This window comes from Salinigranum rubrum (assembly GCF_002906575.1).
GTDB classification, from domain to species: domain Archaea; phylum Halobacteriota; class Halobacteria; order Halobacteriales; family Haloferacaceae; genus Salinigranum; species Salinigranum rubrum.
In genome coordinates this window covers 1,685,376-1,707,388 of the sequence record NZ_CP026309.1, presented here as the reverse complement: position 1 = coordinate 1,707,388, position 22,013 = coordinate 1,685,376, and the positions used below count along the sequence as shown (strand labels likewise).

Below are 22,013 nucleotides of genomic sequence, written 5' to 3'. Positions count from 1 at the left end.
ACAGCGTAATAATTCATGCGGGCGAGGACCGTACGCGAGACAGCGTCGGACGAGAACGGAAGAGGGGAACAGGATTCGGAACGCTCTCCGTGAAACGCTCGAACGGTAGATGGGTTTTGGCCGCCAGACGGAACACAGGGCGCGTACACCGCACACCCCCGAGGCTCAGCAGTCGTCGGATCGAAGCCGAGTAGTACGGTCCACCGTTCACCGCTCGGTCTCGTTTCGGGACCGAAGGATGGTGTCCCGCAGGCGCGGTATGTAATGGACGAGGTCCGTCGTCGTTAACATCCCGACGAGGCGGTCGTCATCGACGACGGGGAGCCGTCGAATCGAGCGGTCTCTCATCAGCGTGGCTGCGGTGTCGATGGAGTCGGTGCTGTTGATGGTAATCACGGGAGTGGTCATGAACGAACCGACTGGAACCGCGGTGACATCAGCACCGGTCGCGACCTGGTGCATGATATCTGATTCGGTGACGATTCCGATCAGATCGTCCGTCTCCGGGTCGACGACGACCGCCGAGCCGATACCGTTCTCCGCGAAGAGCCTGGCAACCGCACTCGCTGTCGTCTCCTCGGTGATCGTCCGGGCCGAGCGCTTCATCACATCTGCAACCGACTGATCGATCATGCTGCTCACTGGCTACGAAGGCGGTTAAGTGGTACTGAGGCGGGGGGCGGTTTACACTGTGAGCTTCGACCAAACAAGGGGGAACTCCCTGTATTCAACACGCTGTCTGTCTCACCTCCCGTTATTTCGACGAGGTGACCGGAACGAAAACTGGAACGCGAGACGGCCTATTCGTAGTCGTAGAAGCCGCTGCCGCTCTTTTTACCCAACTCGCCCGCTTCGACCTTCCGCTTCAAGAGATAGGCGGGCTTGTAGCGGTCGCCGAGTTCGTCGTAGAGCGTCTCGGAGGCGTGCAGGCAGACGTCGAGGCCGATGTGGTCTGCCAGGGTGAGCGGTCCCATCGGGACGTTCGTACCGAGGGTCATTCCCTTGTCGATGTCCTCCTTCGAGGCGACGCCCTCGTCGTACGCCCGAATCCCTTCGTTGAGCCACGGCATCAGAATCCGATTGGTGACGAAGCCCGGCTTGTCGTCGGACTCCCACGTCTCCTTTTCGAGGGATTCGGCGAAGCCGTGTGCGAGGTCGACGACGGCTTCGTTCGTGAGTTCGCCGCGGACCACCTCGACACCCTTCATCACGGGGACGGGGTTCATGAAGTGGAGGCCGACGACGTGCTCGGGTCGTTCGGTGGCGGCCGCGATGGAGGTGATCGAGAGCGTCGAGGTGTTCGTCGCCAGCACGACGTCCTCGGCGAGGAGGTCGTCGAGGTCACCGAAGATGTCCTTTTTTACACTCATGTTCTCGACGGCCGCCTCGACGACGAGGTCCGCCTCGGCGAGGTCGTCGAACTCCGTCGTTCCCGTGATGCGGTCGCGCGCGGCGTCGGCCTCCGCTTCCGAGAGTTTCTCCTTCTCGACGAACCGCGAGAGCGAGCTGTCGATGCTGTCGAAGCCGCGCTCGACGAACTCGGTCTCGATGTCGCGCATGACGACGTCGTAGCCGGCCGTCGCGGCGACCTGTGCGATGCCGTTGCCCATCGTTCCCGCGCCGACGATACCGACCGTCTCGACGTCTTCGAGCGTTCGCATACCTCCCACCAGACCCGGGGGTGTTGTAAGGCTGGCGTCGGGGGCAGTCGGTGCCGTTCGGTCGTCGTTCGCTCCCCCATCGGTCCCGCCGACGCGACCGCATGCCGTCGCCGGTCGATCCGTGGTCGGTCCGTTCGCGAGACTGAACACGACGACGTCGAATCCCGGAGAAACCATTTTGACAACTGACATCATACCTCACGGCATGGTCACGACGACCCGCCGCGAGGACGGGACGTGGTACGAGTGCGAGGACTGCGGGATGCTGTTCGAGTCGGAGGGCGACGCGAAGGCCCACGAGGGACACTGCGACACGGACTCGCCGTCGTATCTGCAGTAGCACGGACGAGAACGAGACGTCGAAGGGCGAGCGGTGGCGAGCGGCGACAGTGACGGCTCAGCGGTGGTCTTCGAGCATCGACTCCGCGTGTTCGCGGGAGGTGGCGACCTGCCAGCGAACCTGTGCGCCGTCGCCGTACGCCAGCGCCTCCTTGAGGTCGTCCTGTAACGGGCCGGCGTCGACACCCAGGGAGTTGCCGTCGCCGTCGCCGAGTTCGTACACGCCGTATCGATCCGGAACGCTCCTCACGACCGCTTTCGTGAGCGGCTTCCAGGGTTTGCGGAGGCTCATTCGACGCTCTCCCTCCCGGCGTCGTCCGTCTCGCCCCCGCTCTCACCGTCGTCTGCGACGAACTCGTAGGAGTCCTCGCCCCAGTCGTCCTCGACGAACGCGAACACGCGGCCCCGGGCCACGTCGGGGTCGGCGTCGACCGCGAACCGGAGTTCGCCGATGCGACGGACGACTACCCCCGGGAAGAGTTCCTCCTCTTCCTCCTGGTCGAGCATAACGCGGCCGACGCCCGTGGATTCGAGGATGTCGTCGTGGGTCTTGAGGTCGTTGACGTACACCAAAACGCCCTCCGAGTCGGTCGGGTCGGTGACGAGGACGTGGAGGTCGCGGCCGGGCTTCGTCGTGAGGGTGGAAACCTTCTCGGGAACGCCGCGGTAGAAGGTCGTCCGTCCGTCGATGTACTCCACCTCGACGCCCTCCTCGAGCAACGATATCGAGAGCGTGCTCGGAGCGACGTCGTTCCGGTGAGGCGCGCTCATACGAGGGTGGTAGTCTCCGGGTGGTAAAGAGGGGCTGGGTTCCGTCTCCCGCTCTCGGGTCGCGCGAACCGTCACACCTAAACGAGGCGTTCACACACGAGGGGAGTATGAAGGGTCGCGCAGTCGCGCTGGGTGCCGGCACCGTGTTGAACGCGCTCGCCATCGAAATCGGGTCCGCGTTCGCGCTCGACGCCGAGACGACGGCGGCGGTCGAACTCGACGACACCGAGGGCGTCACCGGCGCAATCGCGGACGCACCCGACGCCGACACGCGACTCATCGAACGCTGCGTCGAACTGACCGTCGAGCGCTACGGCGACGGAGAGCGGGGCGGGCACGTCCGAACCGAGAGCGAGGTGCCGATGGCCGCCGGGTTGAAATCGTCGAGCGCGGCGGCGAACGCGACGGTGCTGGCGACGCTGTCGGCGCTCGGCGTCGAGGTGAACGACGAGCAGAACGACGGAGGCGTGACCCGTCTCGACGCGTGTCGCCTCGGCGTCGAGGCCGCTCGTGACGTGGGCGTGACGGCGACGGGCGCGTTCGACGACGCCTCCGCGTCGATGCTCGGCGGCGTCACGCTCACCGACAACACGAGCGACGAACTGTTATCGAGAGACGAACGCGACTGGGACGTCCTCGTCTGGACGCCGCCCGAGCGCGCGTTCACCGCCGACGCCGACGTCTCTCGATGTAGGCGCGTCGCACCCATGGCGCGTCTCGTCGCCGACCTCGCCTCTGATGGGAGATACGCCGAAGGCATGACCGTCAACGGCCTCGCGTTCTCGGCGGCGCTCGGCTTCCCGACCGACCCGGCGGTCGAGGCGATGCCCCACGCCGAGGGCGTCTCCCTCTCCGGGACGGGGCCGAGCGTCGTCGCCGTCGGCGCCCAGTCCGAGTTGGAAACCGTCGCCGCTATGTGGGACCAGCGTGACGGGACGACCAGACTGACGACGACGCGAACCGACGGCGCGCGCGTCCTCTGACCTCACCCACGCTCCACCGACTCACACCCGACACACCATGACAGAGACCACCCCCGAGGACATGGACCTGGACGAACTGCGCACCGAAATCGAGGACATCGACCGCGAAATCGTCGAACTCGTCGCGCGCCGGACCTACGTGGCCGACACCATCGCCGACGTGAAGGCCGAGCGCGACCTCCCGACGACGGACGAGTCACAGGAAGAGCGCGTGATGGAGCGCGCCGCCAAGAACGCCGAGCGGTTCGAGGTCGACGCCAACCTCGTCAAAGCGGTGTTCCGACTCCTCATCGAACTGAACAAGGCCGAACAGCGGCGGAGTCGGTAGCACGTCCCAAATCGTCTGGTTTAATACACCCATGCGTGATCGGTAGTGGATGATAGACCCGAGCGCTGTCCTCGCGTTCATTCCCGTCGCACTCGTGCTCATCATCTCACCCGGACCGGATAGCATCTACACGCTAACTCGGAGTATCAGTGACGGGCGTACCGCCGGTGTGACGGCCGCGTTAGGGTCTTCGACGGGAAGTATCGTACACACGTCCGCAGCGGTACTCGGACTGTCGGCAATCCTCAAAACGTCCGCGCTGGCGTTCACCGTAATCAAACTCGTCGGTGCGGCGTATCTCGTGTATCTCGGTGTGCAGACGTTCTTGAACACCGAGGAGTTCGAGATTTCATCAGACGACCTCGGCTACACACCGAGCGAGTCGTTTCGAAACGCTCTGATGATCAACGTCTTGAATCCGAAGGTGGCCGTATTTTTCCTCGCCTTCCTTCCGCAGTTCGTCCAGACGGGGGGTTCTACTGCCCTTCAAATATTCACGTTCGGCGTGCTGTTTGCGAGTCTTGGGTTCGTCTACCAAGCGACACTTGCGGTTTTCTCCGCGCGGGCGAGACGAGTGATTACCGAGCGTGAACTCGTGAGAGATTCCCTTCGTGTCGTCAGCGGAAGCGTCCTCGTCGGGTTCGGGCTTAAGTTGGCGCTCGAACGAAGAACTTCGGCGTAGGGTCACGAGAAACGTTCGCGGTACCAACTGCCGTTCTCGACTGTGATGAAGAACGCGGCGACTCAGACGAACTTTGAAAGTCAGTCCGAGACCTGAACAAGGCCGAACAGCGTCGAAGTCGTGGGCGCCACTCGTTCGGGGACGGGAGTCACACGTTTCCGTCGCGGATGACCATCACCTTCACGCGACGCACGGCGTCGAAGTCACGGAGTCGGTACGTCAGTTCGCGGACCCGCTCGGCGGGGCCTCGACAGAAGAGCGATTCGAGACACCACTCCCCTTGATGGGTGTGGCTCGTGTTCAGAATGACGTCCTGATGCTCGTGCTGGACCGCGTGGAGTTCCCGTATCACCTCGTCGTGGCGGTAATCGAAGGCGACGAGCGCGACGATCTCTCCGGTCGTCTCTTCGAGACGAGAGTGTGACTCGATGTACTCCAACATCGCCTCTCTGACCGCCCGGGACCGGTTTTCGAGTTCCTGCTCTTTCCAGACCTGATCGAACTCTTCGACCACCTCGTCGGGGATGTTGAAACTCGTTCGCATAGCTGAGGGATCGTCGCGGCGTCACAAGAGTGCCCCTGTATGACGATTCACCCGTTTCGGTAGTAACAACCGTTATCGACGCTCTCGGCGGATACCCAGCCAGTAGATGTTACACGGTGAAGCGCTCGGACTTCTCCTCGGGGCGGTCGCACTCGGGGCCGTCCACGGTATCGAGCCGGGCCACGGGTGGCCCGTCGCCGCGTCGTACGCGCTCGATCAGGCGAACAAGTGGGTGTACGGCTTCGCGGCGAGTTTCATCCTCGGTGTCGGCCACCTCATCAGCAGTATTGCGATGGTCGGTGCGTTCTTTTACGCGAAAGAGTACTTCGATCTCACACAGATCAACGAACCGATTACGATACTCGGCGGCGTCCGGATCGGCGGGCAGGTGAGTCTCGTGGCCGGTGTCTTGCTCATCGCGCTCGGAATCCGCGAGTACTTCCACGGACACTCTCACGGAACTCACGACCGCGGCGACCACGGCCACGGGAACGACCATCACGACCACCACGAACACCCGGAAGGGGAGGGGTTCGAGTACGCCTTCGTCGGGGTGGGTAACGGCGACAGCGGACACTCACACGACTACAGCCACTCACACGACCACGGTCGTACTCACCACCACGCGGGCGGTGGGCTGTTCTCTCGTCTGAAGGGGTTCGTTCCCTTCGTCGGGGGACACGCCCACTCACACGGTGACCTCGACGAAGCCGCCGACCGTGGCCTCCTCGGTATCGCGTGGTTCGCGTTCGTTCTCGGGTTCGCCCACGAAGAGGAGTTCGAGATAATCGCGCTCTGTGCCGGGTCGAACCACTGTCTGGAACTGATGAGCGCGTACGCCATCACCGTCGTCGTCGGTATCGTCGGACTGACGATGCTGTTGATCGCGGGGTACCAGCACTACGAGGAGCGGGTCGAACGGTACACGCCGTATCTCCCGGTGTTCTCGGCGTTCGTCCTCGTCCTCATGGGGGTCGGATTCATCACGGGGCTGTTCTGAGTTCGAAGCGTCCCAGGAAGCGTCGGGCAGTCGGCGATCCACGGCCGTATTTATAATATCATTGATATACAACGTCCGACTGACCACTCGATGGCGAACGAGCGGTCGGCGAACTCGAACGGAGATGGCTCTCAGCTGAGAACCGGATTCGACGCCGTCGACCGAGCGGGGTCCGGAACCGAGAACCGTCGACGTCTCGGCGAGTCAGCGTCCACGGACACGCTCGACCGAGGAGGGGGTGCGTCACCGCGACGACCGCCGTGTGCCCGTTCTCCGAGAGAGCGGTTTTATCACCGTCGCATGACTCGGACGACATGGTAAATGGTCACCACAGCTACACTCGTCCGCCTCGTCGCGGGGCTCGTCCTCCTCCTCGGGAACGGCTACTTCGTCACCATCGAGTTCGCGATGACACGCGTCCGGCAGTTCACCGAAGACGAGTTCCAGGGGTCCGCAGGGCTCGAACGGGCCTGGGACATGACGGAACGCCTGGAGATATACCTCTCGGGCTGTCAACTGGGGATCACCATCTGCAGCGTCGGCCTCGGTGTCGCGGCCGAACCGGCGCTCACGGCCGTCCTCGACCCCGCGCTCACGGCACTCGGCGTCGACGGCCTGCTCGGGGGTGGCGGAGAGGGCGGTCACTCCGCGCTCGCGGCGGTCGCCTCCCTCGCGGTCATCAACCTCCTCCACCTCACCATCGGCGAGCAGGCGCCGACGTACCTCGGCATCGAGCGGACGAAGACCATCGCGAAGTACGGCGCGCCCATCCTCTACTGGTGGACGCGGATCCTCTCGCCGGTCATCCGACTGGCCGACTGGACGGCGAAGGCGCTGCTGTCGCTGCTCGGCGTCGAGATTACCCGGTCGTGGGCCGAGGAGGAACTCGAAGAAGGGGGAGAGGCGGCGACGCGCGGTGAACTCCTGAGTCAGATGGGGAGCGTGCTGACGACGCTCGACGTCCCGCCGGAGCGCCGTCGTGAGGTGATGAACGCCCTCGCCATCGACCAGATCCAGACGGCGGACATCATGGTCCCCGCCGAGGAGATGGTGACCATCTCCACCACCCGATCCACCAGCGAGAACTTCGAGTTGATCCGGGAGACGCCACACACCCGGTTCCCGCTCGTGGGCGAGAGTATCGACGAGGTGGTCGGCACCGTCTACGTCCCGTCGCTGATGACGCACCTCGACGACCTCGAACGCGGCGAGCAGGCGTTCGCGGACATCGCAGCGCCGCCGATGACCGTTTCGCCGGACCTCCCGGTGAGCGACCTCATCGACCGGTTTCAGGAGGAACAGCAGGAACTCGCCGTCGTCGTCGACGAGGGGGAGACGGTGGGGCTGGTCACGGCGACCGACGCGTTCGAGGAGATCACCGGCGAACTGGAGGACCCCCTCGACGAAACGGAGGAGTCGTAACCGACGCCGACAACGGGCTTTTATCCGGCGGACGCGACGCCAAAAGCGTGCAGAGCGAGAAGGAGAAGATGCTCGCCGGCGAGTTGTACGACGCGTCCGACCCGGAACTCGTCGCCGACCGCGAGGCGGCCCGCGCGCTCACCCAGTGGTACAACGACACCGACCCCGACCAACACGAGCGGCGCGAGGCGCTCCTCGGCGAACTGTTCGGGACCGTCGGCGAGAACGTCGCGGTCGAGCCACCCGTCCGCTGTGACTACGGCTACAACGTCCACGTCGACGACGGCTTCTACGCGAACTTCGACTGCGTCTTCCTCGACGTCTGCCGCATCGACGTGGGACGGAACTGTCTCCTCGGACCGGGCGTCCACGTCTACACCGCGACGCATCCGCTCGACGCTGCGGCCCGAATCGAGGGGCCGGAGTACGGGAAGGCGGTCGAAGTCGGCGACGACGTCTGGATCGGCGGCCGGGCCGTGCTCAACCCTGGGGTGACGGTCGGCGACCGCGCCGTCGTCGCCTCGGGCGCCGTCGTCACGAACGACGTCCCGGACGACGTGGTCGTGCAGGGAAACCCCGCGACGGTCGTGAAGGAACTCGACTGATTCGCGACGCCGTCGACGACTCCCTGTCCTCGGCCGTCTCCCGACAGACTACCCGGAGTACCGGACGAGCGCGTCCGCGACGTCCTCGTCGGGAAGGGCCGAGAACGGCACCGGCGGGTCCGGTGCGGCCGGTTCCGGGAGGCGGCGCCGCCACCAGCCGACGTCGTGCCACGCGCCGTGTTTGTAGCCGACGTCGTCGAACAGGCCGACGCGCTCGAAACCGAGCGACTCGTGGAGGGCGACGCTCGCCGGGTTCGGGAGCGTGACGACGCCGTAGGCGCTGGCGTACCCCTGTCGTTCGAGGAACGCGAGGAGCGCCTCGTACAGCCGCCGGCCGAGGCCCTCTCTCTGGGCCGTCTCTGCGACGTAGACGGAGAGTTCGGCGGTCCACTGATACGCGTCGCGCTCCCGAAGCGCCCCGGCGTACGCGTAGCCGACGACCCCGTCCTCCCGCTCGCTCTCTCGCTCGGCCACGAGCCACGGGTACTGCGAGCGCGTCTTCTCGACTTTCGTTTCGAGGTCTTCCACCGAGGGCGGCGCGGTGGCGAACGAAACCGCCGTCTCCTCGACGTACGGCGCGTAGATGCGCCGGATTGCCGCGGCGTCGGCCGGTCGTGCCGGTCGGAGTGTGGCGTCCATCTCAGTCCCGGTACGTCGCCGCGAGGCCGTCGAGCGCCTCGTGGTGTCTGGTGGGGTGCGGAGCGAGGAGCGGCGAGACGCTCACGTGACCCTCGACGACGGCGCGGCGGTCGGTCCCCTCGGGGTCGGGTAGGTCGTCCGCGCGCATGCGCTCCCACACCCGGTCGTGGAGGGTGAAGCGGTCGTCGCCGTTCGGTCGCGCGGTCATGTCGTACATCGTCGACGGCTCGGTGACCCGCATCTCGGCGTCCGCGTCGGCACCGAGCGGAGCGTTGAGGTTCAGGTACTCGGCCCGTTCGAAGACGCCCGCGTCGAGAGCGTGCTCGACCAGATACGTCGCAGGGTCGGTCGCCGGGCGGAAGTCCTCGGGGTCGGTCGCGACTTCTGCCCACGGCTCGTCGCTGTCAGGGACGTACAGCGAGACGGCGATGGCGGGCACGTCGAAGAAGGCCGCCTCGACCGCCGCGGAGACGGTCCCGGAGCGACCGAGGACGTACGCGCCGAGGTTCGCGCCCTTGTTACAGCCCGCGACGACCATGTCGACGTCGGGACAGAGCGACTCCAGCCCGACGATCGTACAGTCCGCGGGCGTCCCGTGGACGGCGTACCCGAGCGGGCGCTCCTCGACGAGTACGTCCGCCGACAGCTGTCGACCGATGGCGCTTTTGTCCTCGGCGGGAGCGACCGCGGTCACGTCCGCGACCGGCGACAGCGCGTCGTACAGCGCACGGAAGCCGACGCTGTCGATGCCGTCGTCGTTCGTCAGGAGAACCTTCATACCCCACACATCGATGGACCGAGCAAAAACACACCGTTTGCGACAGTTCGAGGTTCAGGTTAACGCTCGATGTCCCGGTAGAACGCCCGTGCCTCGTCGCGCTTGTCGTCGGCAGCCGTCCGGAGCGCCGCCACGACCCCGCCGAAGCCCTGCGCCCGCGCGGGGATCCGACTTCCCACGTCCCTGAGCGCCTTGGCACCGCGCGAAAAGGCCGTCTCGGCGTCCCTGCCGAGTTCGGCGGCGACGTACGGCGAGCCACTCTGGCGACGGCCTCGCGCCCGTGCGAAGAGTCGGACGCCCTCGACCACCGACGAGAGGCCCTCGTCGACGTCCGCCAGGACGTCCGCCTCGGCTCTAAGCTGGTCCCGTTTGGCCAGGTACGCCTCGGACGAGAGCGCGTCGACGACGGTCACCGACCGTTCGTACCGGACGTTCGAGAGATCGCTGACGGTCCCCTCTGTCCGTTCCTGACGAGTGCCGGCCCGGTCGGTGAGCGAGCGGGCGCTCTCGGGGTCGACGAACTCGATGGCGGTGACGACCCCTTCGAGGTCGTTGTGCGCCTCGATGAGCAGGACCTGCGCGTCGATGCTGAGCCGGAGGAACTCCTCGACGCGCCCGAGTTGTGAGATTTCGTCTTCGATCTCGGCCGACAGCCCCTGCCGGTCGGCCGCCTCGTACGCCCGACGAGCGCGGTACAGGTGGTCGACGACGGGGTCGGGGTCGAACGTGTCGGTCGCGGCCGTGACGTCGGTGAGCGAACCGTCCCGACCGGTACCGCTGTACGCCTCGACGGCACGCGAGAGTTGCTCGCGCGACAGCGCGAGGAGGTCCGGCACGCTCATCCTGCGAAGCTCGCCGGCGGTGGGTGTGGGCTCTCCGGCCGGGGTGCCCGCCGACTCGGCGTCCGACGAGCCCTCGGATTCGGGGACCGGGGTCTCGGACGAACCGCCACCGGAGGTGGAGCCGCCGGAGCCCTCCGAGCCGCCCGTCGGCTCGGAAGCGCCTCCGAGCGGATTCCCGACGAGACCGGTGCAACCGGAGAGTCCGGCGACGGCAACGAGGAACGCGCGCCGGTGCATACTCCGGTCTTTCGCCGGGTGTGGTTAACCCTATCGGCGAATTTATCCATGTTGATAACCCACTCCGTCGAACTGAACCGCCCTGTCGTCGTGTGGGAGCAGTTCAGTATCCGAGTCGCAAGTTCGAGAACAGGGAGTGTCGACGCTCACCCGAGGAAATCGACGATAGTCGCGTCGTCGACGACGAGGTTGTACGCCCCCTCGTCGTCGTTCCAGAGCGCGAGGGCCTGCTCGAATCGGAGGACGGAGCCGTAAGGAGCGGTTTCGAGCGCCTCGTTGAGCGACGTCCGGCGAGTGAGGACGCCGAAGACGCCCGTGTCCTCGCTGCCGTCACCGAGTTTGAACAGCGGGTTGGCGTCGGCGTCGTCGGTCAGGTCGTGGCTCAGTTTGACCGCGAGGAGGTCGATGCGCTCGGTGACATGACGGTCGAGGTCGGCCATCTTCGCGTGGCGCGTCGGGTTCGCCCGGACGTCGCTCCGGCGCACCCCGTCCGGACGCAACACGGCGTAGGCGAACTGGACCGTCGTGTTGACGAACGCCTCCCCGTCGTCGGCGTCGGCCGCGAGTCGCGACTGGAACGGCGGTCTCTCGATGTCCGACCGCACGTCGAACGACCAGCCGCGGTCGGTCGGTTCGGCGTCGGGCCACAGCCGAAGCGTCGGCGCGTACACCGTCGCGCCCGTCCGGGCGACGACCGCACGTTCCACCTCTCGAAGCGTCGTCGCCGTGTTGAGGTCCGCGGGTTCGAGTGCGACGACCGCGCCGTCGTCTGCGAGCGTCGACAGGGACGACTCGACCACCCCACTCGGGTCGTCCAGTTCGCTGAGGACGTTCGAGAACAGGAGGAGGTCGAACGGCTTGCCCTCGTCCCCGGCGAGCGCGTCGAGGTCCAGGTCCTCGATTCGCGACCGGTGGACGGTCGGGTGGAAGTTCCGGCCCGTCTCCGCGAGGAGGTGGTCGAGAACCGCGGCGGAGGCGCTCGGCTCGACGGCGTGGTAGTCGACCAGCGCCTCCGCGGGGAGGAAGTCGTGGAGGCCGAGCGCCGGCCCTCCCGTCCCCGCGCCGACGTCGAGGACGCGAAGGGGTGTCGTCAGCAGGTCGCGCTCGGTCAGCGTGTCCAGAACGTAGCCGACGCTCGCGTAGTAGTCGGGGAGGTGGTAGAGGCCGTACGCGAGCGCGACCACCTCGTCGTACTCGACGGGGTGCTGGCGGTAGTAGCGCTCCTTCAGCCGACGAACGGTCTCGCGCAGCCGTGCGCCCGACTCGCCCTCGTGCCAGCCGAGGCCGTATCGCTCGATCAGCAGGTCCTCGAAGGCGTTCGCGTAGCGGTCGGGGAAGGCCTCGGGACTCCAGCCGCCGGTGACGACCCGTTCGGGGGCGGGGACGAACGTGCCGTCCTCCCGCTCGACGAGGCCGAGACCGACCGCCTCCTCTCGGAGAATCCGCCTGACGACGGCGGGGTGGGGCGTCCCCTCGACGTACTCGTGAATCTCGTCGGGGTCGATGGGGCGGACGTTCCGGAGGTACTTCGCGTTCGAACGGATGCCCTCGCGGTCGGTCACGGCGTCTCCTCCCCCACGTCCCTCTCTTCGACCTCGTCCTCACCCGACAGCCCCGCGCTCGCCTCGCGGTACAGGTCGTCGAACTCCGCACCCTCGGCCGCGGCGAGACGGGCGGCCGCCTCCGCGACGCGGTCGGCCCCGTCGAACGTCTCCTGTATCTCGCGGTAGACGCGCGGGGTGCCCCCCGTGACCATCTCGACGGCCTCGGCGAGGGCGGCCGACACCGGCGTGTGGAACTCCGGGCGGACCTCGTTCGCGGCGAGCGCGTACGCGAGAACGGCCGCGTGGGCGCTGGACTGGACCGTCTCCATCGCCCGGTCGTGCTCTGCTGCGGTGGTATCGAACACGGTGTTCCCCGCCGCTTCGAGAGCGGCCTGTATCCGGTCGGTCGTCGGCCCCGCGGCGTCGACGACGCTCGCGACGGTGCCGGGCGCGTTCGACGGGGCGAACAGCGGGTGGAGGCTGACCCGTTCGCCGTCGGGTAACGCGCGTCGCATCGCCGCGACCGGCGGGGTCATCACCCCCGAGACGTCGACGATGCCGTCCCGCGCGCGCCGCGCCTGTTCGGCGATGCTCGTCTCCACGGCCGAGATGGGGACGGCGACGCAGACGACGTCGAAGCGCTCGTCGCCGTCGACCGGGACGTCCCGGACGTCGAGCGACGCTGCCGCCGCCGCCGCGGCCGACGGGTCCGCGTCGGCGAACGCGACGTCGACGTCTCCGGGGACGTGCGCCCCGACGGTGTCGGCGAACCACCGACCCATCGACCCCGCGCCGACGACGAGCAGTCTCATCGCTCCACCGTAACCCGGGCCGTCGCAAAAGGCTTCGGAAGCGTTCGCCGCTGAGACCGTCGGCTGCCCCGCGCGGCGACAGTCGGCAGTACGGGACTCACTCCACGGGCGTGAGCCGGACCCGCGACCACGGGACGGGCTCCTCGTCGTGACCGGTGAGCGTTCCGTCGACGGAGACCGTCTCGGTGTCGACCGGTTCCGCGAACCGAACGGTAAACAGCGGCGTCGCTTCGATTTCCGCTCCTCGCCCGTCGACGTCGACCGCCCGCGCACGGACGACACCCCGCCCCTCGTCGAACGTCTCGAAGAGCCGCGTCAGGAGGCCGGGGTCGACTGACTCGACGGGCGCGTCGGCTCGAACGGTGAGTTCGTACCGTCGGACGCCCGCGGGCGGAGCCTGGACGACGACGGCGACCGCTCGGGAGCGAGTCGCGGTCGATGCGCCGCCCTCGCTCCCGCCGTCGCCGCGGTACGCGTCGGCCGGATCAGTCGAGCCGGTCGAGTCGGTCGGGCCAGTCGAATCGGTCGAATCGGGTTGGTCGGTCACGTCGGCCGCGTGTCGGTCGTGAACACCGTCCGCTGCGGCCGGTTCGCGGAACAGTCGGGCGAGTCGTTCCACCAGGGACACGTCCGGGTCGAGGGCCGGGAGCGAGAAGAGGATACCGACCGGCGTTTCGAACCGTCAGTTCGTCTCCAGATGACGATACATTCATATTACTCGGCTCTGCCGTCAGACGGATGGCAGACGATGAAAATCTATCCTGATAATAAGAGGCGATGAGTTATACCCGTTGACGCGGAGAGTGTGGGACAATGAAGTTCCCACGGGTCTCCGGTTCGAACCTCGAAGGAGACCACCTCCCGCTCCCCGGGTGGTTCGAGGGCGACCCGACGTTGCTCGTCATCTCTTTCCAGTGGCAACAACGGTCTCTCGTCGATCCGTGGTCCTCCGTCGCCGAGCAACTCGCGGCGCGCTACGACGACTTCGAGTACTACGAACTGCTCGTCGTCGACTGGCGGAGCCGGATGCTCATCGGCCGGACGCGCCGGGCGGACCTGCTCACGTCCGACCAGCACGACCGGATGATCGTCCTCCGGGTGAACAAGCGTCAGTTCCGTCAGTCGCTCGGCCTCCTCGGCGAGGACACCGTCTACGCGCTGTTGCTCGACGACGACTACGTGGTTCGGCAGGCGGCGGGTTTCCCCGTCTCCTCGACTATCGAGGGGCTGCGGACGCTGCTCGAAGACTGGGAGGACGCCCGTCCACCGACAGAGGTCGAGGCCGGTCAGAGGACGAACTCGACGGGGTAGTCGGTCAGGTTCTCGTACCCCGACTCGGTGACGACGACGAGGTCCTCGATTCGAACGCCCCCCACCGACGGGTCGTACAGCCCGGGTTCGATAGTGACGACGTGGCCCGGACGGAGTTCCTCGCCGTCGGGGCTCACACGCGGGCGCTCGTGAACGTCGAGACCGACGCCGTGGCCCGTCGAGTGGATGAAGCCGACCTCGGTCTCCGGGTCCGACCGGAGCGTCGGATAGCCGGCGTCCTCGTAAACGTCACAGACCGCGTCGTGGACGTCGGCGCCGGTCACGCCGGGTTCGAGCGCCGCGAGCGCGGCCTCGCGGGCCTCGTCGGTCACGTCGAAGCGTCGTCGCATCTCCGCGGAGGGGTTGCCCTTGCAGAACGTCCGGGTCATGTCCGCGTGGTACTTCGTCGCCTTCGAACGCGGGAAGATGTCGACGATGACCGCTTCGTCGGCGCTCAGGGGCCCGCTCCCCCGGTCGTGAGGGTCGGCGGCGTCGGCGCCGCAGGCGACGATGGTCTCGTCGAGCCCACAGCCGTGGCGCAGCAGCGTCACCTCGATCTCCTCTTTGACCCGTTCCGACGTCAGGACCGCCCCGTCGTGGTGGAGCACCCCCGCTTCGACCGTCGCCTCCCGCATCAGTTCCTCGGCGGCGGCCATCGCCGCCTCGTTCGCCCGCTGTGCCTCGCGGACGTGCTCGACCTCCTCCGCCGATTTCGTCGCCCGAACGCCCGTGACGACGTCCGTGCGGTCGGCCGTCACGTCGACGCCCGTCTCGCGGAGCGCGTCGGCCACGCCGAGCGGGAAGTCCGCCGGGACGGCGGCGCTCCCGACGGCGTGGTCGGCCAGGAACGTCGCGACCGTCCGGGCGCGGCCCGCGACCGACCCGTGCTCCGTGACGTTGTCGCGGTGGTCGTAGTCGACGAGGCGGGCGACCGACGCGACGCCGTCGACCTTCGTCGCGCGACCGTATTCGAGGCTCGACACGAGGAGGTGAATCCCCTCGCCGGGAACGTAGAGCGTGACGAACGGGTCCGGGGCGTCGAACCCCGACAGGTACCGCTGGTTCGAGTCGGTCCCGTCGGCGTCGACGAGGTAGCCGTCGGCGTCGACCGCGGCGAGACAGTCGTCGAGGGCGCTCAGGTCGCGGGTCATGGCTCCCGGTTGGCGAGCGAGGGCAAAACGGTTGTCCCCCGCTCACGCCCGGTCGGGGAACTCCCCGCGCACCACCGACACGAGACAGTCGAGTTCCTCGACGAGGTGGACGAGCAGGTCGTCGAGCGTCACGATGCCGACGAGGTCGCCGTCGCGCATGACTGGCACGCGTCGGACGCCCTGTTCGCGCATTCGCCGGACGACGTCGACGACGTCGGTGTCGGGTGCCACGGAGAAGACGTTCGTCGAGAGGATGTCGTTGGCGAGACACTCGTCGGGGCGGCGACCCTCCGCGAGCCCCGAGACGACGAGGTCACGGTCGGTGAGCAGACCGGCGACGGTCCCCTTGCCGTCGACGACGACCACGCTCCCCACCCGTTCGCTCCGCATGACGTGCGCGACGTCGGTGAGCGTCGCCTCCAGGTCGACCGTGACGACGTCGCGACGTGCGATGTCACCGATACCCATACCCCGAAGTACGCGGACAGGTGATAAAGCGTTGGGGCCACCTGCGGTCGGTCCCCGAACGGCCGCCCAGCACCTCGCGACTCGCCGACTCCGGTAGCCTTTCGTCGTCGCTCCTCGACGCCCGCGTATGGACGTCTCTATCGCGCCCTCGGCCGTCGCGGGCGACGCGCGCGCCCCACCGTCGAAGAGCTACACGCACCGGGCCATCCTCGCGGCGGGCTACAGCGAGGCGGCCACCGTCGCCGACGCGCTCGTCAGCGCGGACACGCGCGCGACGATGCGGTCCGTCGAGGCCTTCGGCGGGGCGGTCGACCGCGCGGGTTCGACCATCGAGGTACGGGGGTTCGACGGCCGGCCCGAGATACCGAACGACGTCATCGACTGCGCCAACTCGGGGACGACGATGCGCCTGGTCACGGGGTGTGCGTCCCTGGGAGCGGGTCTCACCGTACTGACGGGTGACGACTCCCTCCGCTCGCGACCACACGGTCCGCTCCTCGACGCTATCGCCCAGTTGGACGGCCGAGCGGAGAGCACGCGCGGCAACGGGCAGGCGCCGCTCGTCGTCGGCGGGAACGTCCAGGGGGGCGAGGTCTCCATCCCCGGCGACGTCTCCTCGCAGTTCATCACCGCCCTGTTGATGGCCGGCGCCGTCACCGAGTCGGGAATCGACATCGACCTCGAAACCGAACTCAAGTCCGCGCCGTACGTCGACATCACCGTCGAGGTGCTCGCGGACTTCGGGGTCGAAGTCGAGCGGACCGACGCGGGCTTCGCCGTCCCGGGCGGGCAGTCCTACCGGGCCGAGGGCGGGACGTACCACGTCCCGGGCGACTTCTCGTCGATGTCGTACCTCCTCGCCGCGGGCGCCGTCGCGGGCGACGAGGGCGTCACCGTCCACGGTGCGCGCCCGAGCGCACAGGGCGACTCGGCCATCGTCTCCATCCTCGAACGGATGGGCGCGGACGTCGAGTGGAATCAGGCGGAGGGAACCATCGACGTCTCTCGAACCGCGCTCTCGGGCGTCGAGGTGGACGTCGGCGACACGCCGGACCTCCTGCCCACCGTCGCCACGCTCGGCGCTATCGCCGACGGGGACACACGCATCGTCAACTGCGAGCACGTCCGCTACAAGGAGACCGACCGGGTGAGCGCGATGGCCGAGGAACTCGGCAAGATGGGTGCCTCGGTCACAGAGGAGCACGACACCCTCACTATCCACGGGTCGGAGACGGACCTCGTCGGTGCCGACGTGGACGGGAGACACGACCACCGCATCGTGATGTCGCTGGCCGTCGCCGGCCTCGTCGCGGAGGGACGGACGACGATAAAAGGCGGAGAGCACGTCGACGTCTCCTTCCCCGGGTTCTTCGACGTCCTCGATGGACTGGGCGCGACGGTCGAACGGTCGTAGTCTTCCGCGGGCGGATGACCTACACGCACACCGGCGAGTTCGGCGGTATCGCGCCGACGTGCCCGAGTTGGGGTAGTTCCGTGAGTGGGACGTGAGCGTACGGAGACCGCTCGACGCGACCTCCTCGACTGCGATATCGGCATCGTCGTCGGGATGCGGGAGTAACGGCGTCATCGGGATGCGAGATAGGACCGGCGGCGTCATCGGGATGTGAGACGACCGGAGACCGCACGACACACGGACGCGGTGGACCGCCGTCACGCGCCACCGCCCCGGCCAGTGCGGTTGCGGTCGGCGCGCGAGAGTGAGCGAGCGGAGCGAACGAACGCACGAAGTCGTCGTGAGGGAACCGAACGAACGACTCGAAGCGACGCAGTCGCTTCGGTGGACCGCTCGCGCCTCCGTGCGCGAGTCACCGGGCGGGGATGGTTGAGGCGTACACCGCGCCCGTGCCCCGTACGACCCCGCTCTGTACCTCTCTCACGTAACACCCGTTCTGCGCGCTCCTGCGTTCGAGAGCCCGTTCACGCCGAACGGGACGCAGTTCAATGTGACTCCCGTTCCAGCGTCTCCGGCCACCGTCCCGTGCGCCCGGCCTCGGTCCGGCGAGCGATGGCGTCGACCCACCACACCTTGAGGCCCATCGCGACGACACAGGAGAGGACGGTTGCGACCGTCTTCTGCTTCCAGGCGGTCCACAGCGCCAGGAGCGTTGCCGGCCCGTTGAGGAGATTGAGGACGTTCGGGTAGCCGAGGCCCATCGTTCCCTTCCCCTCCCCGAGCCACTCGCGCTCGGCGAGGACGATACGGGAGAGCCACGAGTCCGTCGTCTCGGGCTTCGGGAAGACGACGGGGTTGACGACGGCGAAACCCAGTGTGGCGAGGAGGAGTCGCCGGTCGCGGGTGTATATCGCGTACAGGAGCGCGGGCATCGTCAGGAAGCGCGTGCCGGCGCTCCAGGGGTTGGCGTGGCGTTCCCAGAACGTGGCTCTCAGTCTCGTCGGGAGGGAGGGCTGGTCGGAGACCACGTCCCGACGTCAGCGCCTCGTCGCAAGGGCGTTCCGGTCCCCCTCGACTGGCACGGCGGACACGTTCCGCACCGTTGAAATGCCCACCCTTCCCACACCCAGGTAATGAACGGGAACCGATTCGGTCGTCTCTTTCAGGTGACGACCTACGGCGAGTCCCACGGGGAGGCGATGGGCGTCACCGTCTCGGGCTGCCCGGCGGGGCTGGAACTCTCCGAGGAGGACATCCAGCGCGAACTGGACAGACGAAAGCCGGGGCAGTCGATGATCACCACCTCGCGCGGCGAACCCGACGAGGTCGTCATCAACTCCGGACTCCAGGACGGTTACACGACCGGGACCCCTATCGGGATGGTCATCCAGAACAAGGACGCCCGCTCGGGCAAGTACGAACCCTACGTGACGGCACCGCGGCCGAGCCACGGCGACTTCACGTACTCCGCGAAATTCGGAACCAGAAACTGGGGCGGCGGCGGCCGCTCCTCGGCCAGGGAGACGGTCAACTGGGTCGCCGCGGGTGCCATCGCGGGGAAGATTCTCGACCAGCACGGCATCCAGGTGAAGGCGCACGTCAACCAGATCGGCGACATCGAAGCGCCTCCCGTCTCCTTCGAGGAGATGCTCGAACACACAGAAGAGAACGAGGTGCGGTGTGCGCATCCCCCCACGGCGGAGAAGATGCGCGAGCGCATCGACCAGTACCAACAGGAGGGCGACTCCATCGGCGGCTCAATCTACTTCGAGGCGCGCGGCGTTCCGAGAGGACTGGGAGCGCCGCGGTTCGACTCGTTCCCCGCGCGACTGGGGCAGGCGATGTTCTCCATCCCCGCGACGACGAGCGTCGAGTACGGTCTGGGGAAGGAGGCCCGCGAGTGGACGGGAAAGGACAGAAACGAGGACTGGGAGTTCGATGCGGAAGGTGACCCGATTCCGGAAGGAAACAAACACGGCGGCCTCCAGGGCGGCATCACGACGGGTCAGCCCATCTACGGCGAGGCGACGTGGCACGCGCCGACCTCCATCCCCAAGCAACAGAAGACGGTCGACTGGGAGACCGGCGAGGAGAAGGAGATTCAGGTCGTCGGCCGGCACGACCCGGTTCTGCCGCCGCGGGCCGTGCCTGTGGTCGAGGCGATGCTGTCGCTCACCATCCTCGACTTCATGCTTCTAGGTGGAAGAATCAACCCCGACCGCCTGGATGGAACGGCCGGCGAGTACGACACGGAGTATCACCCGTCGTCGCCCGACAACGAGTAACTCGACGGCCGGCCCGCACCGTCGCCCCCGCCGAGCGGCCGGGACGACCACCGCTTTCACCTCGGTTGTGAGCGACGGGTAGGGGCGAACCTCCCCGATACTCGACACTCGTCTCCGGCCGCCGCTCCGAACCGCCCTCTGGCTTCGAAAACAAGAGCTTCGAGCGTCGATGTTCAGCACTTCTCACGGATTCCATCATACAATATTAGGTCTATCATCATCTTTCCTTGTCAATCCATAGCAAAGTCTTTAATCAGTACCTCGCCAAGTTTGTCGATAGGGCCCACGGGGCCGTGACCACAATATGACTGACGACGAACTCATCTGGCGAATCGCAGGGGGGTCCGGAGACGGAATCGCCTCGACGAGCCAGAACTTCGCGAAGGCGCTGATGCGCTCGGGGCTGCACGTATTCACACACCGCCACTACCCGTCGCGCATCCGTGGCGGTCACACGTACACGGAGATACGCGCCTCGGCCGACGAGGTCGAGTCGCGCGGCGACGGCTACAACTTCCTCCTGACGTTGGGGGACTCGTTCGCCCGCAACCCGTCGGAGAACGCGTACTACGGCGACGAGGAGCAGAAGCCGCTGTACGAGAACCTCGACGAACTCCGCGAGGGAGGGGTCATGGTCATCGACTCCGGCCTCGTCGACACCGAGGTCGTCGAGGACTTCGACGAGCGGGTCGAGGAGAACGACTGGCACGTCTACGAGTTCGACCTGCGCTCGCTCGCACGCGAGCACGGTCGTGAGGTCATGCGCAACACCGCCGGCGTCGGCGTGACGTGTGCGTTGGCCGGTATCGAACGCTCGTGGATCAAAGAGCTGATGGAGGAGGCGATGCCGGAGAAGATCCTCGAACCGAACCTCGAGATCCTCGACGAGGCCTACGAGATGGCGATGGACGTCGAGCACACCCACGACGTCCAGGTTCCGGAGGGCGAGCACGACGAGGAGCAGGTGCTGCTCTCGGGGTCGGACGCCATCGCCTACGGCGCCATCGACGAGGGCTGCCGCTTCATCGCGGGCTACCCGATGACGCCGTGGACCGAGGTGTTCACCATCATGTCGCAGAACCTGCCCGAACTCGGCGGCATCTCCGAGCAGGTCGAAGACGAAATCGCCGCGGCCGCGCTCGCGCTCGGTGCCTCCCACGCGGGCGTCAAGGCCATGTCCGGTTCCTCGGGCGGCGGGTTCGCCCTGATGTCCGAACCGCTCGGCCTCGCCGAGATGACGGAGACGCCGGTCGTCTTCGTCGAGGCGATGCGCGCCGGTCCCTCGACGGGGATGCCGACGAAACCCGAGCAGGGCGACCTCGAACACGTCCTCTACACGTCGCAGGGCGACTCCAACCGCGTGGTGTTCGCGCCGTCGACGGTGTCGGAGGCGTACACCCAAACGCGAAAAGCGTTCGAACTCGCCTACGAGTACCAGATCCCCGCCATCGTCATCTACGACCAGAAGCTCGGCGGCGAACTGGTGAACGTGCCCGCGAGTCACTTCGACGAGGAGCCCAACGCGGACCTCGGGTCGACGCTCACCGAGGCGGAGATCGCGGACGCGCCTCACGACGCGTCGGGCAAGTTCAACCGCTTCCGGTACGACGGCGAGAAGGGCGTCAGCCCGCGCTCCGTCCCCGGCCAGAAGGGCGGTCGCTTCCTCGCGACGGGGAACGAGCACATGCCCGCCGGCCACATCAGCGAGGACCCCGAGAACCGGGTCTTCCAGATGGACCGCCGGATGGAGCGCGTCGAGAACATCCGGGCGGACCTCGACGGGATGGGCACGAGTCACCAGACGCCCCACGGTGTCAGCGACGCCGAGTACGGCATCCTCACCTGGGGCTCGAACCAGGGAACCGTCTTCGAGGCGGTCGACCGCCTCAACGACGACGGCTACGCGGTGAAGGCCCTCTCGGTGTCGGACATGATGCCCTACCCGACCGAGGAGGTCCAGGCGTTCATCGAGAGCGTCGACGAGGTGCTCGTCGTCGAGATGAACGCCTCCGCGCAGTTCCGCGGCCTCACACAGAAGGAACTGGGCCGGTACGGCGAGAAGCTCTCGTCGCTCCTCAAGTACAACGGCAACCCGTTCGAACCCGCCGAGATCGTCGAGGGGTTCGTGACCAGTATCGTCGAGAACGACACACTTCCGGGGACCGAGACGAAGTTCGTCCCCGCCGCAGGTGATTAA

Annotated in this window: 25 protein-coding genes; 11 read left to right on the top strand and 14 right to left on the bottom strand. The window is 67.0% G+C overall.

Annotated elements, in window-relative coordinates; all coding sequences use genetic code 11:
• Positions 1 to 207: 207 nt before the first annotated feature.
• A complete protein-coding gene (locus C2R22_RS08435) occupies positions 208 to 633 on the bottom strand; it encodes a CBS domain-containing protein (RefSeq protein WP_216824812.1) in 426 nt (141 codons plus the stop codon).
• Positions 634 to 800: 167 nt separating this feature from the next.
• Positions 801 to 1,661, bottom strand: coding sequence for a 3-hydroxyacyl-CoA dehydrogenase family protein (locus tag C2R22_RS08430; protein ID WP_103425366.1), 861 nt, complete (start codon positions 1,659 to 1,661; stop codon positions 801 to 803).
• 205 nt (positions 1,662 to 1,866) lie between these two features.
• On the opposite strand from C2R22_RS08430, the gene C2R22_RS26890 reads away from it, so the two are divergent.
• Positions 1,867 to 2,001, top strand: coding sequence for a DUF7128 family protein (locus C2R22_RS26890; protein WP_268951685.1), 135 nt, complete (start codon positions 1,867 to 1,869; stop codon positions 1,999 to 2,001).
• A gap of 57 nt (positions 2,002 to 2,058) precedes the next feature.
• Here C2R22_RS26890 and C2R22_RS08425 read toward each other — a convergent pair whose 3' ends face one another.
• A complete protein-coding gene (locus C2R22_RS08425; protein ID WP_103425365.1) occupies positions 2,059 to 2,292 on the bottom strand; it encodes a DUF7508 domain-containing protein in 234 nt (77 codons plus the stop codon).
• Positions 2,289 to 2,771, bottom strand: a complete 483-nt coding sequence (locus tag C2R22_RS08420) for a DUF5796 family protein (protein ID WP_103425364.1) — start codon at positions 2,769 to 2,771, stop codon at positions 2,289 to 2,291. Before C2R22_RS08420 ends, C2R22_RS08425 begins: the two co-directional genes overlap by 4 nt.
• Positions 2,772 to 2,878: 107 nt before the next feature.
• Here C2R22_RS08420 and C2R22_RS08415 point away from each other — a divergent pair, with 107 nt between their 5' ends.
• The 3 genes from C2R22_RS08415 to C2R22_RS08405 are packed head-to-tail and all read left to right on the top strand — an operon-like array spanning position 2,879 to position 4,764.
• Positions 2,879 to 3,754 carry a shikimate kinase gene (locus tag C2R22_RS08415; RefSeq protein WP_103425363.1) on the top strand — a complete coding sequence of 292 codons (876 nt, stop codon included), beginning with the start codon at positions 2,879 to 2,881 and terminating at the stop codon, positions 3,752 to 3,754.
• 37 nt (positions 3,755 to 3,791) lie between these two features.
• Positions 3,792 to 4,082: a chorismate mutase gene (locus C2R22_RS08410; RefSeq protein WP_103425362.1), complete on the top strand. Its 291-nt coding sequence runs from the start codon at positions 3,792 to 3,794 to the stop codon at positions 4,080 to 4,082.
• Positions 4,083 to 4,131: 49 nt separating this feature from the next.
• On the top strand, positions 4,132 to 4,764 hold the full coding sequence (locus tag C2R22_RS08405; protein WP_103425361.1) for a LysE family translocator: 633 nt from the start codon (positions 4,132 to 4,134) through the stop codon (positions 4,762 to 4,764).
• Positions 4,765 to 4,912: 148 nt separating this feature from the next.
• On the opposite strand, the gene C2R22_RS08400 is transcribed toward C2R22_RS08405, so the two are convergent.
• Entirely contained in the window at positions 4,913 to 5,308 is a 396-nt protein-coding gene (locus C2R22_RS08400) for a CopG family ribbon-helix-helix protein (protein WP_103425360.1), read from the bottom strand.
• Positions 5,309 to 5,414: 106 nt separating this feature from the next.
• On the opposite strand from C2R22_RS08400, the gene C2R22_RS08395 reads away from it, so the two are divergent.
• From C2R22_RS08395 to C2R22_RS08385, 3 genes are all read left to right on the top strand, one after another.
• Positions 5,415 to 6,308, top strand: a complete 894-nt coding sequence (locus C2R22_RS08395) for a hypothetical protein (protein ID WP_103425359.1) — start codon at positions 5,415 to 5,417, stop codon at positions 6,306 to 6,308.
• 321 nt (positions 6,309 to 6,629) lie between these two features.
• Positions 6,630 to 7,730 carry a CNNM domain-containing protein gene (locus C2R22_RS08390; protein ID WP_103425358.1) on the top strand — a complete coding sequence of 367 codons (1,101 nt, stop codon included), beginning with the start codon at positions 6,630 to 6,632 and terminating at the stop codon, positions 7,728 to 7,730.
• 47 nt (positions 7,731 to 7,777) lie between these two features.
• Entirely contained in the window at positions 7,778 to 8,335 is a 558-nt protein-coding gene (locus C2R22_RS08385; protein ID WP_103425357.1) for a sugar O-acetyltransferase, read from the top strand.
• 48 nt (positions 8,336 to 8,383) lie between these two features.
• Here the strand turns inward: C2R22_RS08385 and C2R22_RS08380 are convergent, their stop codons facing one another.
• From C2R22_RS08380 to C2R22_RS08355, 6 genes are all read right to left on the bottom strand, one after another.
• A complete protein-coding gene (locus C2R22_RS08380) occupies positions 8,384 to 8,974 on the bottom strand; it encodes an arsinothricin resistance N-acetyltransferase ArsN1 family B (RefSeq protein WP_103425356.1) in 591 nt (196 codons plus the stop codon).
• Position 8,975: 1 nt separating this feature from the next.
• Positions 8,976 to 9,752, bottom strand: coding sequence for a 5'/3'-nucleotidase SurE (gene surE, locus C2R22_RS08375; protein ID WP_103425355.1), 777 nt, complete (start codon positions 9,750 to 9,752; stop codon positions 8,976 to 8,978).
• Between the two features lie 59 nt (positions 9,753 to 9,811).
• The gene (locus C2R22_RS08370; protein ID WP_103425354.1) at positions 9,812 to 10,831 is read right to left on the bottom strand and encodes a hypothetical protein; all 1,020 of its coding nucleotides are present in this window, start codon (positions 10,829 to 10,831) and stop codon (positions 9,812 to 9,814) included.
• A gap of 146 nt (positions 10,832 to 10,977) precedes the next feature.
• The gene (locus C2R22_RS08365) at positions 10,978 to 12,393 is read right to left on the bottom strand and encodes a small ribosomal subunit Rsm22 family protein (protein ID WP_103425353.1); all 1,416 of its coding nucleotides are present in this window, start codon (positions 12,391 to 12,393) and stop codon (positions 10,978 to 10,980) included.
• Positions 12,390 to 13,187, bottom strand: coding sequence for a prephenate dehydrogenase/arogenate dehydrogenase family protein (locus C2R22_RS08360; RefSeq protein WP_103425352.1), 798 nt, complete (start codon positions 13,185 to 13,187; stop codon positions 12,390 to 12,392). The genes C2R22_RS08365 and C2R22_RS08360 overlap by 4 nt, the downstream gene beginning before the upstream one ends.
• Before the next feature lie 97 nt (positions 13,188 to 13,284).
• The gene (locus C2R22_RS08355) at positions 13,285 to 13,806 is read right to left on the bottom strand and encodes a hypothetical protein (protein WP_162562424.1); all 522 of its coding nucleotides are present in this window, start codon (positions 13,804 to 13,806) and stop codon (positions 13,285 to 13,287) included.
• Between the two features lie 194 nt (positions 13,807 to 14,000).
• On the opposite strand from C2R22_RS08355, the gene C2R22_RS08350 reads away from it, so the two are divergent.
• Entirely contained in the window at positions 14,001 to 14,498 is a 498-nt protein-coding gene (locus tag C2R22_RS08350; RefSeq protein WP_103425350.1) for a hypothetical protein, read from the top strand.
• Here C2R22_RS08350 and C2R22_RS08345 read toward each other — a convergent pair.
• Positions 14,474 to 15,649 carry a M24 family metallopeptidase gene (locus C2R22_RS08345; protein ID WP_103425349.1) on the bottom strand — a complete coding sequence of 392 codons (1,176 nt, stop codon included), beginning with the start codon at positions 15,647 to 15,649 and terminating at the stop codon, positions 14,474 to 14,476. The genes C2R22_RS08350 and C2R22_RS08345 overlap by 25 nt on opposite strands.
• Before the next feature lie 42 nt (positions 15,650 to 15,691).
• On the bottom strand, positions 15,692 to 16,117 hold the full coding sequence (locus C2R22_RS08340; protein WP_103425348.1) for a CBS domain-containing protein: 426 nt from the start codon (positions 16,115 to 16,117) through the stop codon (positions 15,692 to 15,694).
• A gap of 127 nt (positions 16,118 to 16,244) precedes the next feature.
• Between C2R22_RS08340 and aroA the strand changes: the two genes are divergently transcribed.
• Entirely contained in the window at positions 16,245 to 17,531 is a 1,287-nt protein-coding gene (gene aroA, locus C2R22_RS08335) for a 3-phosphoshikimate 1-carboxyvinyltransferase (RefSeq protein WP_103425347.1), read from the top strand.
• A gap of 545 nt (positions 17,532 to 18,076) precedes the next feature.
• Here the strand turns inward: aroA and C2R22_RS08330 are convergent.
• Positions 18,077 to 18,559 (bottom strand): DUF6653 family protein, encoded by a 483-nt coding sequence (locus C2R22_RS08330; RefSeq protein ID WP_103425346.1) that lies wholly within the window; start codon positions 18,557 to 18,559, stop codon positions 18,077 to 18,079.
• A gap of 105 nt (positions 18,560 to 18,664) precedes the next feature.
• Here C2R22_RS08330 and aroC point away from each other — a divergent pair, with 105 nt between their 5' ends.
• Together aroC and C2R22_RS08320 are read left to right on the top strand one after the other, a co-directional pair.
• Positions 18,665 to 19,816, top strand: coding sequence for a chorismate synthase (gene aroC / locus C2R22_RS08325; RefSeq protein WP_103425345.1), 1,152 nt, complete (start codon positions 18,665 to 18,667; stop codon positions 19,814 to 19,816).
• Between the two features lie 304 nt (positions 19,817 to 20,120).
• Complete coding sequence (locus tag C2R22_RS08320; protein WP_103425344.1) at positions 20,121 to 22,013, top strand: 2-oxoacid:acceptor oxidoreductase subunit alpha; 1,893 nt, start codon at positions 20,121 to 20,123, stop codon at positions 22,011 to 22,013.

Coding starts and splice junctions, on each gene's coding strand:
- C2R22_RS08395 (WP_103425359.1), top strand. CDS start 5,415: ATGTTACACGGTGAAGCGCTCGGACTTCTCCTCGGGGCGGTCGCACTC.
- aroC (WP_103425345.1), top strand. CDS start 18,665: ATGAACGGGAACCGATTCGGTCGTCTCTTTCAGGTGACGACCTACGGC.
- C2R22_RS08340 (WP_103425348.1), bottom strand. CDS start 16,117: ATGGGTATCGGTGACATCGCACGTCGCGACGTCGTCACGGTCGACCTG.
- surE (WP_103425355.1), bottom strand. CDS start 9,752: ATGAAGGTTCTCCTGACGAACGACGACGGCATCGACAGCGTCGGCTTC.
- C2R22_RS08320 (WP_103425344.1), top strand. CDS start 20,121: ATGACTGACGACGAACTCATCTGGCGAATCGCAGGGGGGTCCGGAGAC.
- C2R22_RS08370 (WP_103425354.1), bottom strand. CDS start 10,831: ATGCACCGGCGCGCGTTCCTCGTTGCCGTCGCCGGACTCTCCGGTTGC.
- C2R22_RS08415 (WP_103425363.1), top strand. CDS start 2,879: ATGAAGGGTCGCGCAGTCGCGCTGGGTGCCGGCACCGTGTTGAACGCG.
- aroA (WP_103425347.1), top strand. CDS start 16,245: ATGGACGTCTCTATCGCGCCCTCGGCCGTCGCGGGCGACGCGCGCGCC.
- C2R22_RS08390 (WP_103425358.1), top strand. CDS start 6,630: ATGGTCACCACAGCTACACTCGTCCGCCTCGTCGCGGGGCTCGTCCTC.
- C2R22_RS08420 (WP_103425364.1), bottom strand. CDS start 2,771: ATGAGCGCGCCTCACCGGAACGACGTCGCTCCGAGCACGCTCTCGATA.
- C2R22_RS08405 (WP_103425361.1), top strand. CDS start 4,132: ATGATAGACCCGAGCGCTGTCCTCGCGTTCATTCCCGTCGCACTCGTG.
- C2R22_RS08425 (WP_103425365.1), bottom strand. CDS start 2,292: ATGAGCCTCCGCAAACCCTGGAAGCCGCTCACGAAAGCGGTCGTGAGG.
- C2R22_RS08360 (WP_103425352.1), bottom strand. CDS start 13,187: ATGAGACTGCTCGTCGTCGGCGCGGGGTCGATGGGTCGGTGGTTCGCC.
- C2R22_RS26890 (WP_268951685.1), top strand. CDS start 1,867: ATGGTCACGACGACCCGCCGCGAGGACGGGACGTGGTACGAGTGCGAG.
- C2R22_RS08400 (WP_103425360.1), bottom strand. CDS start 5,308: ATGCGAACGAGTTTCAACATCCCCGACGAGGTGGTCGAAGAGTTCGAT.
- C2R22_RS08345 (WP_103425349.1), bottom strand. CDS start 15,649: ATGACCCGCGACCTGAGCGCCCTCGACGACTGTCTCGCCGCGGTCGAC.
- C2R22_RS08435 (WP_216824812.1), bottom strand. CDS start 633: ATGATCGATCAGTCGGTTGCAGATGTGATGAAGCGCTCGGCCCGGACG.
- C2R22_RS08380 (WP_103425356.1), bottom strand. CDS start 8,974: ATGGACGCCACACTCCGACCGGCACGACCGGCCGACGCCGCGGCAATC.
- C2R22_RS08350 (WP_103425350.1), top strand. CDS start 14,001: ATGAAGTTCCCACGGGTCTCCGGTTCGAACCTCGAAGGAGACCACCTC.
- C2R22_RS08430 (WP_103425366.1), bottom strand. CDS start 1,661: ATGCGAACGCTCGAAGACGTCGAGACGGTCGGTATCGTCGGCGCGGGA.
- C2R22_RS08410 (WP_103425362.1), top strand. CDS start 3,792: ATGACAGAGACCACCCCCGAGGACATGGACCTGGACGAACTGCGCACC.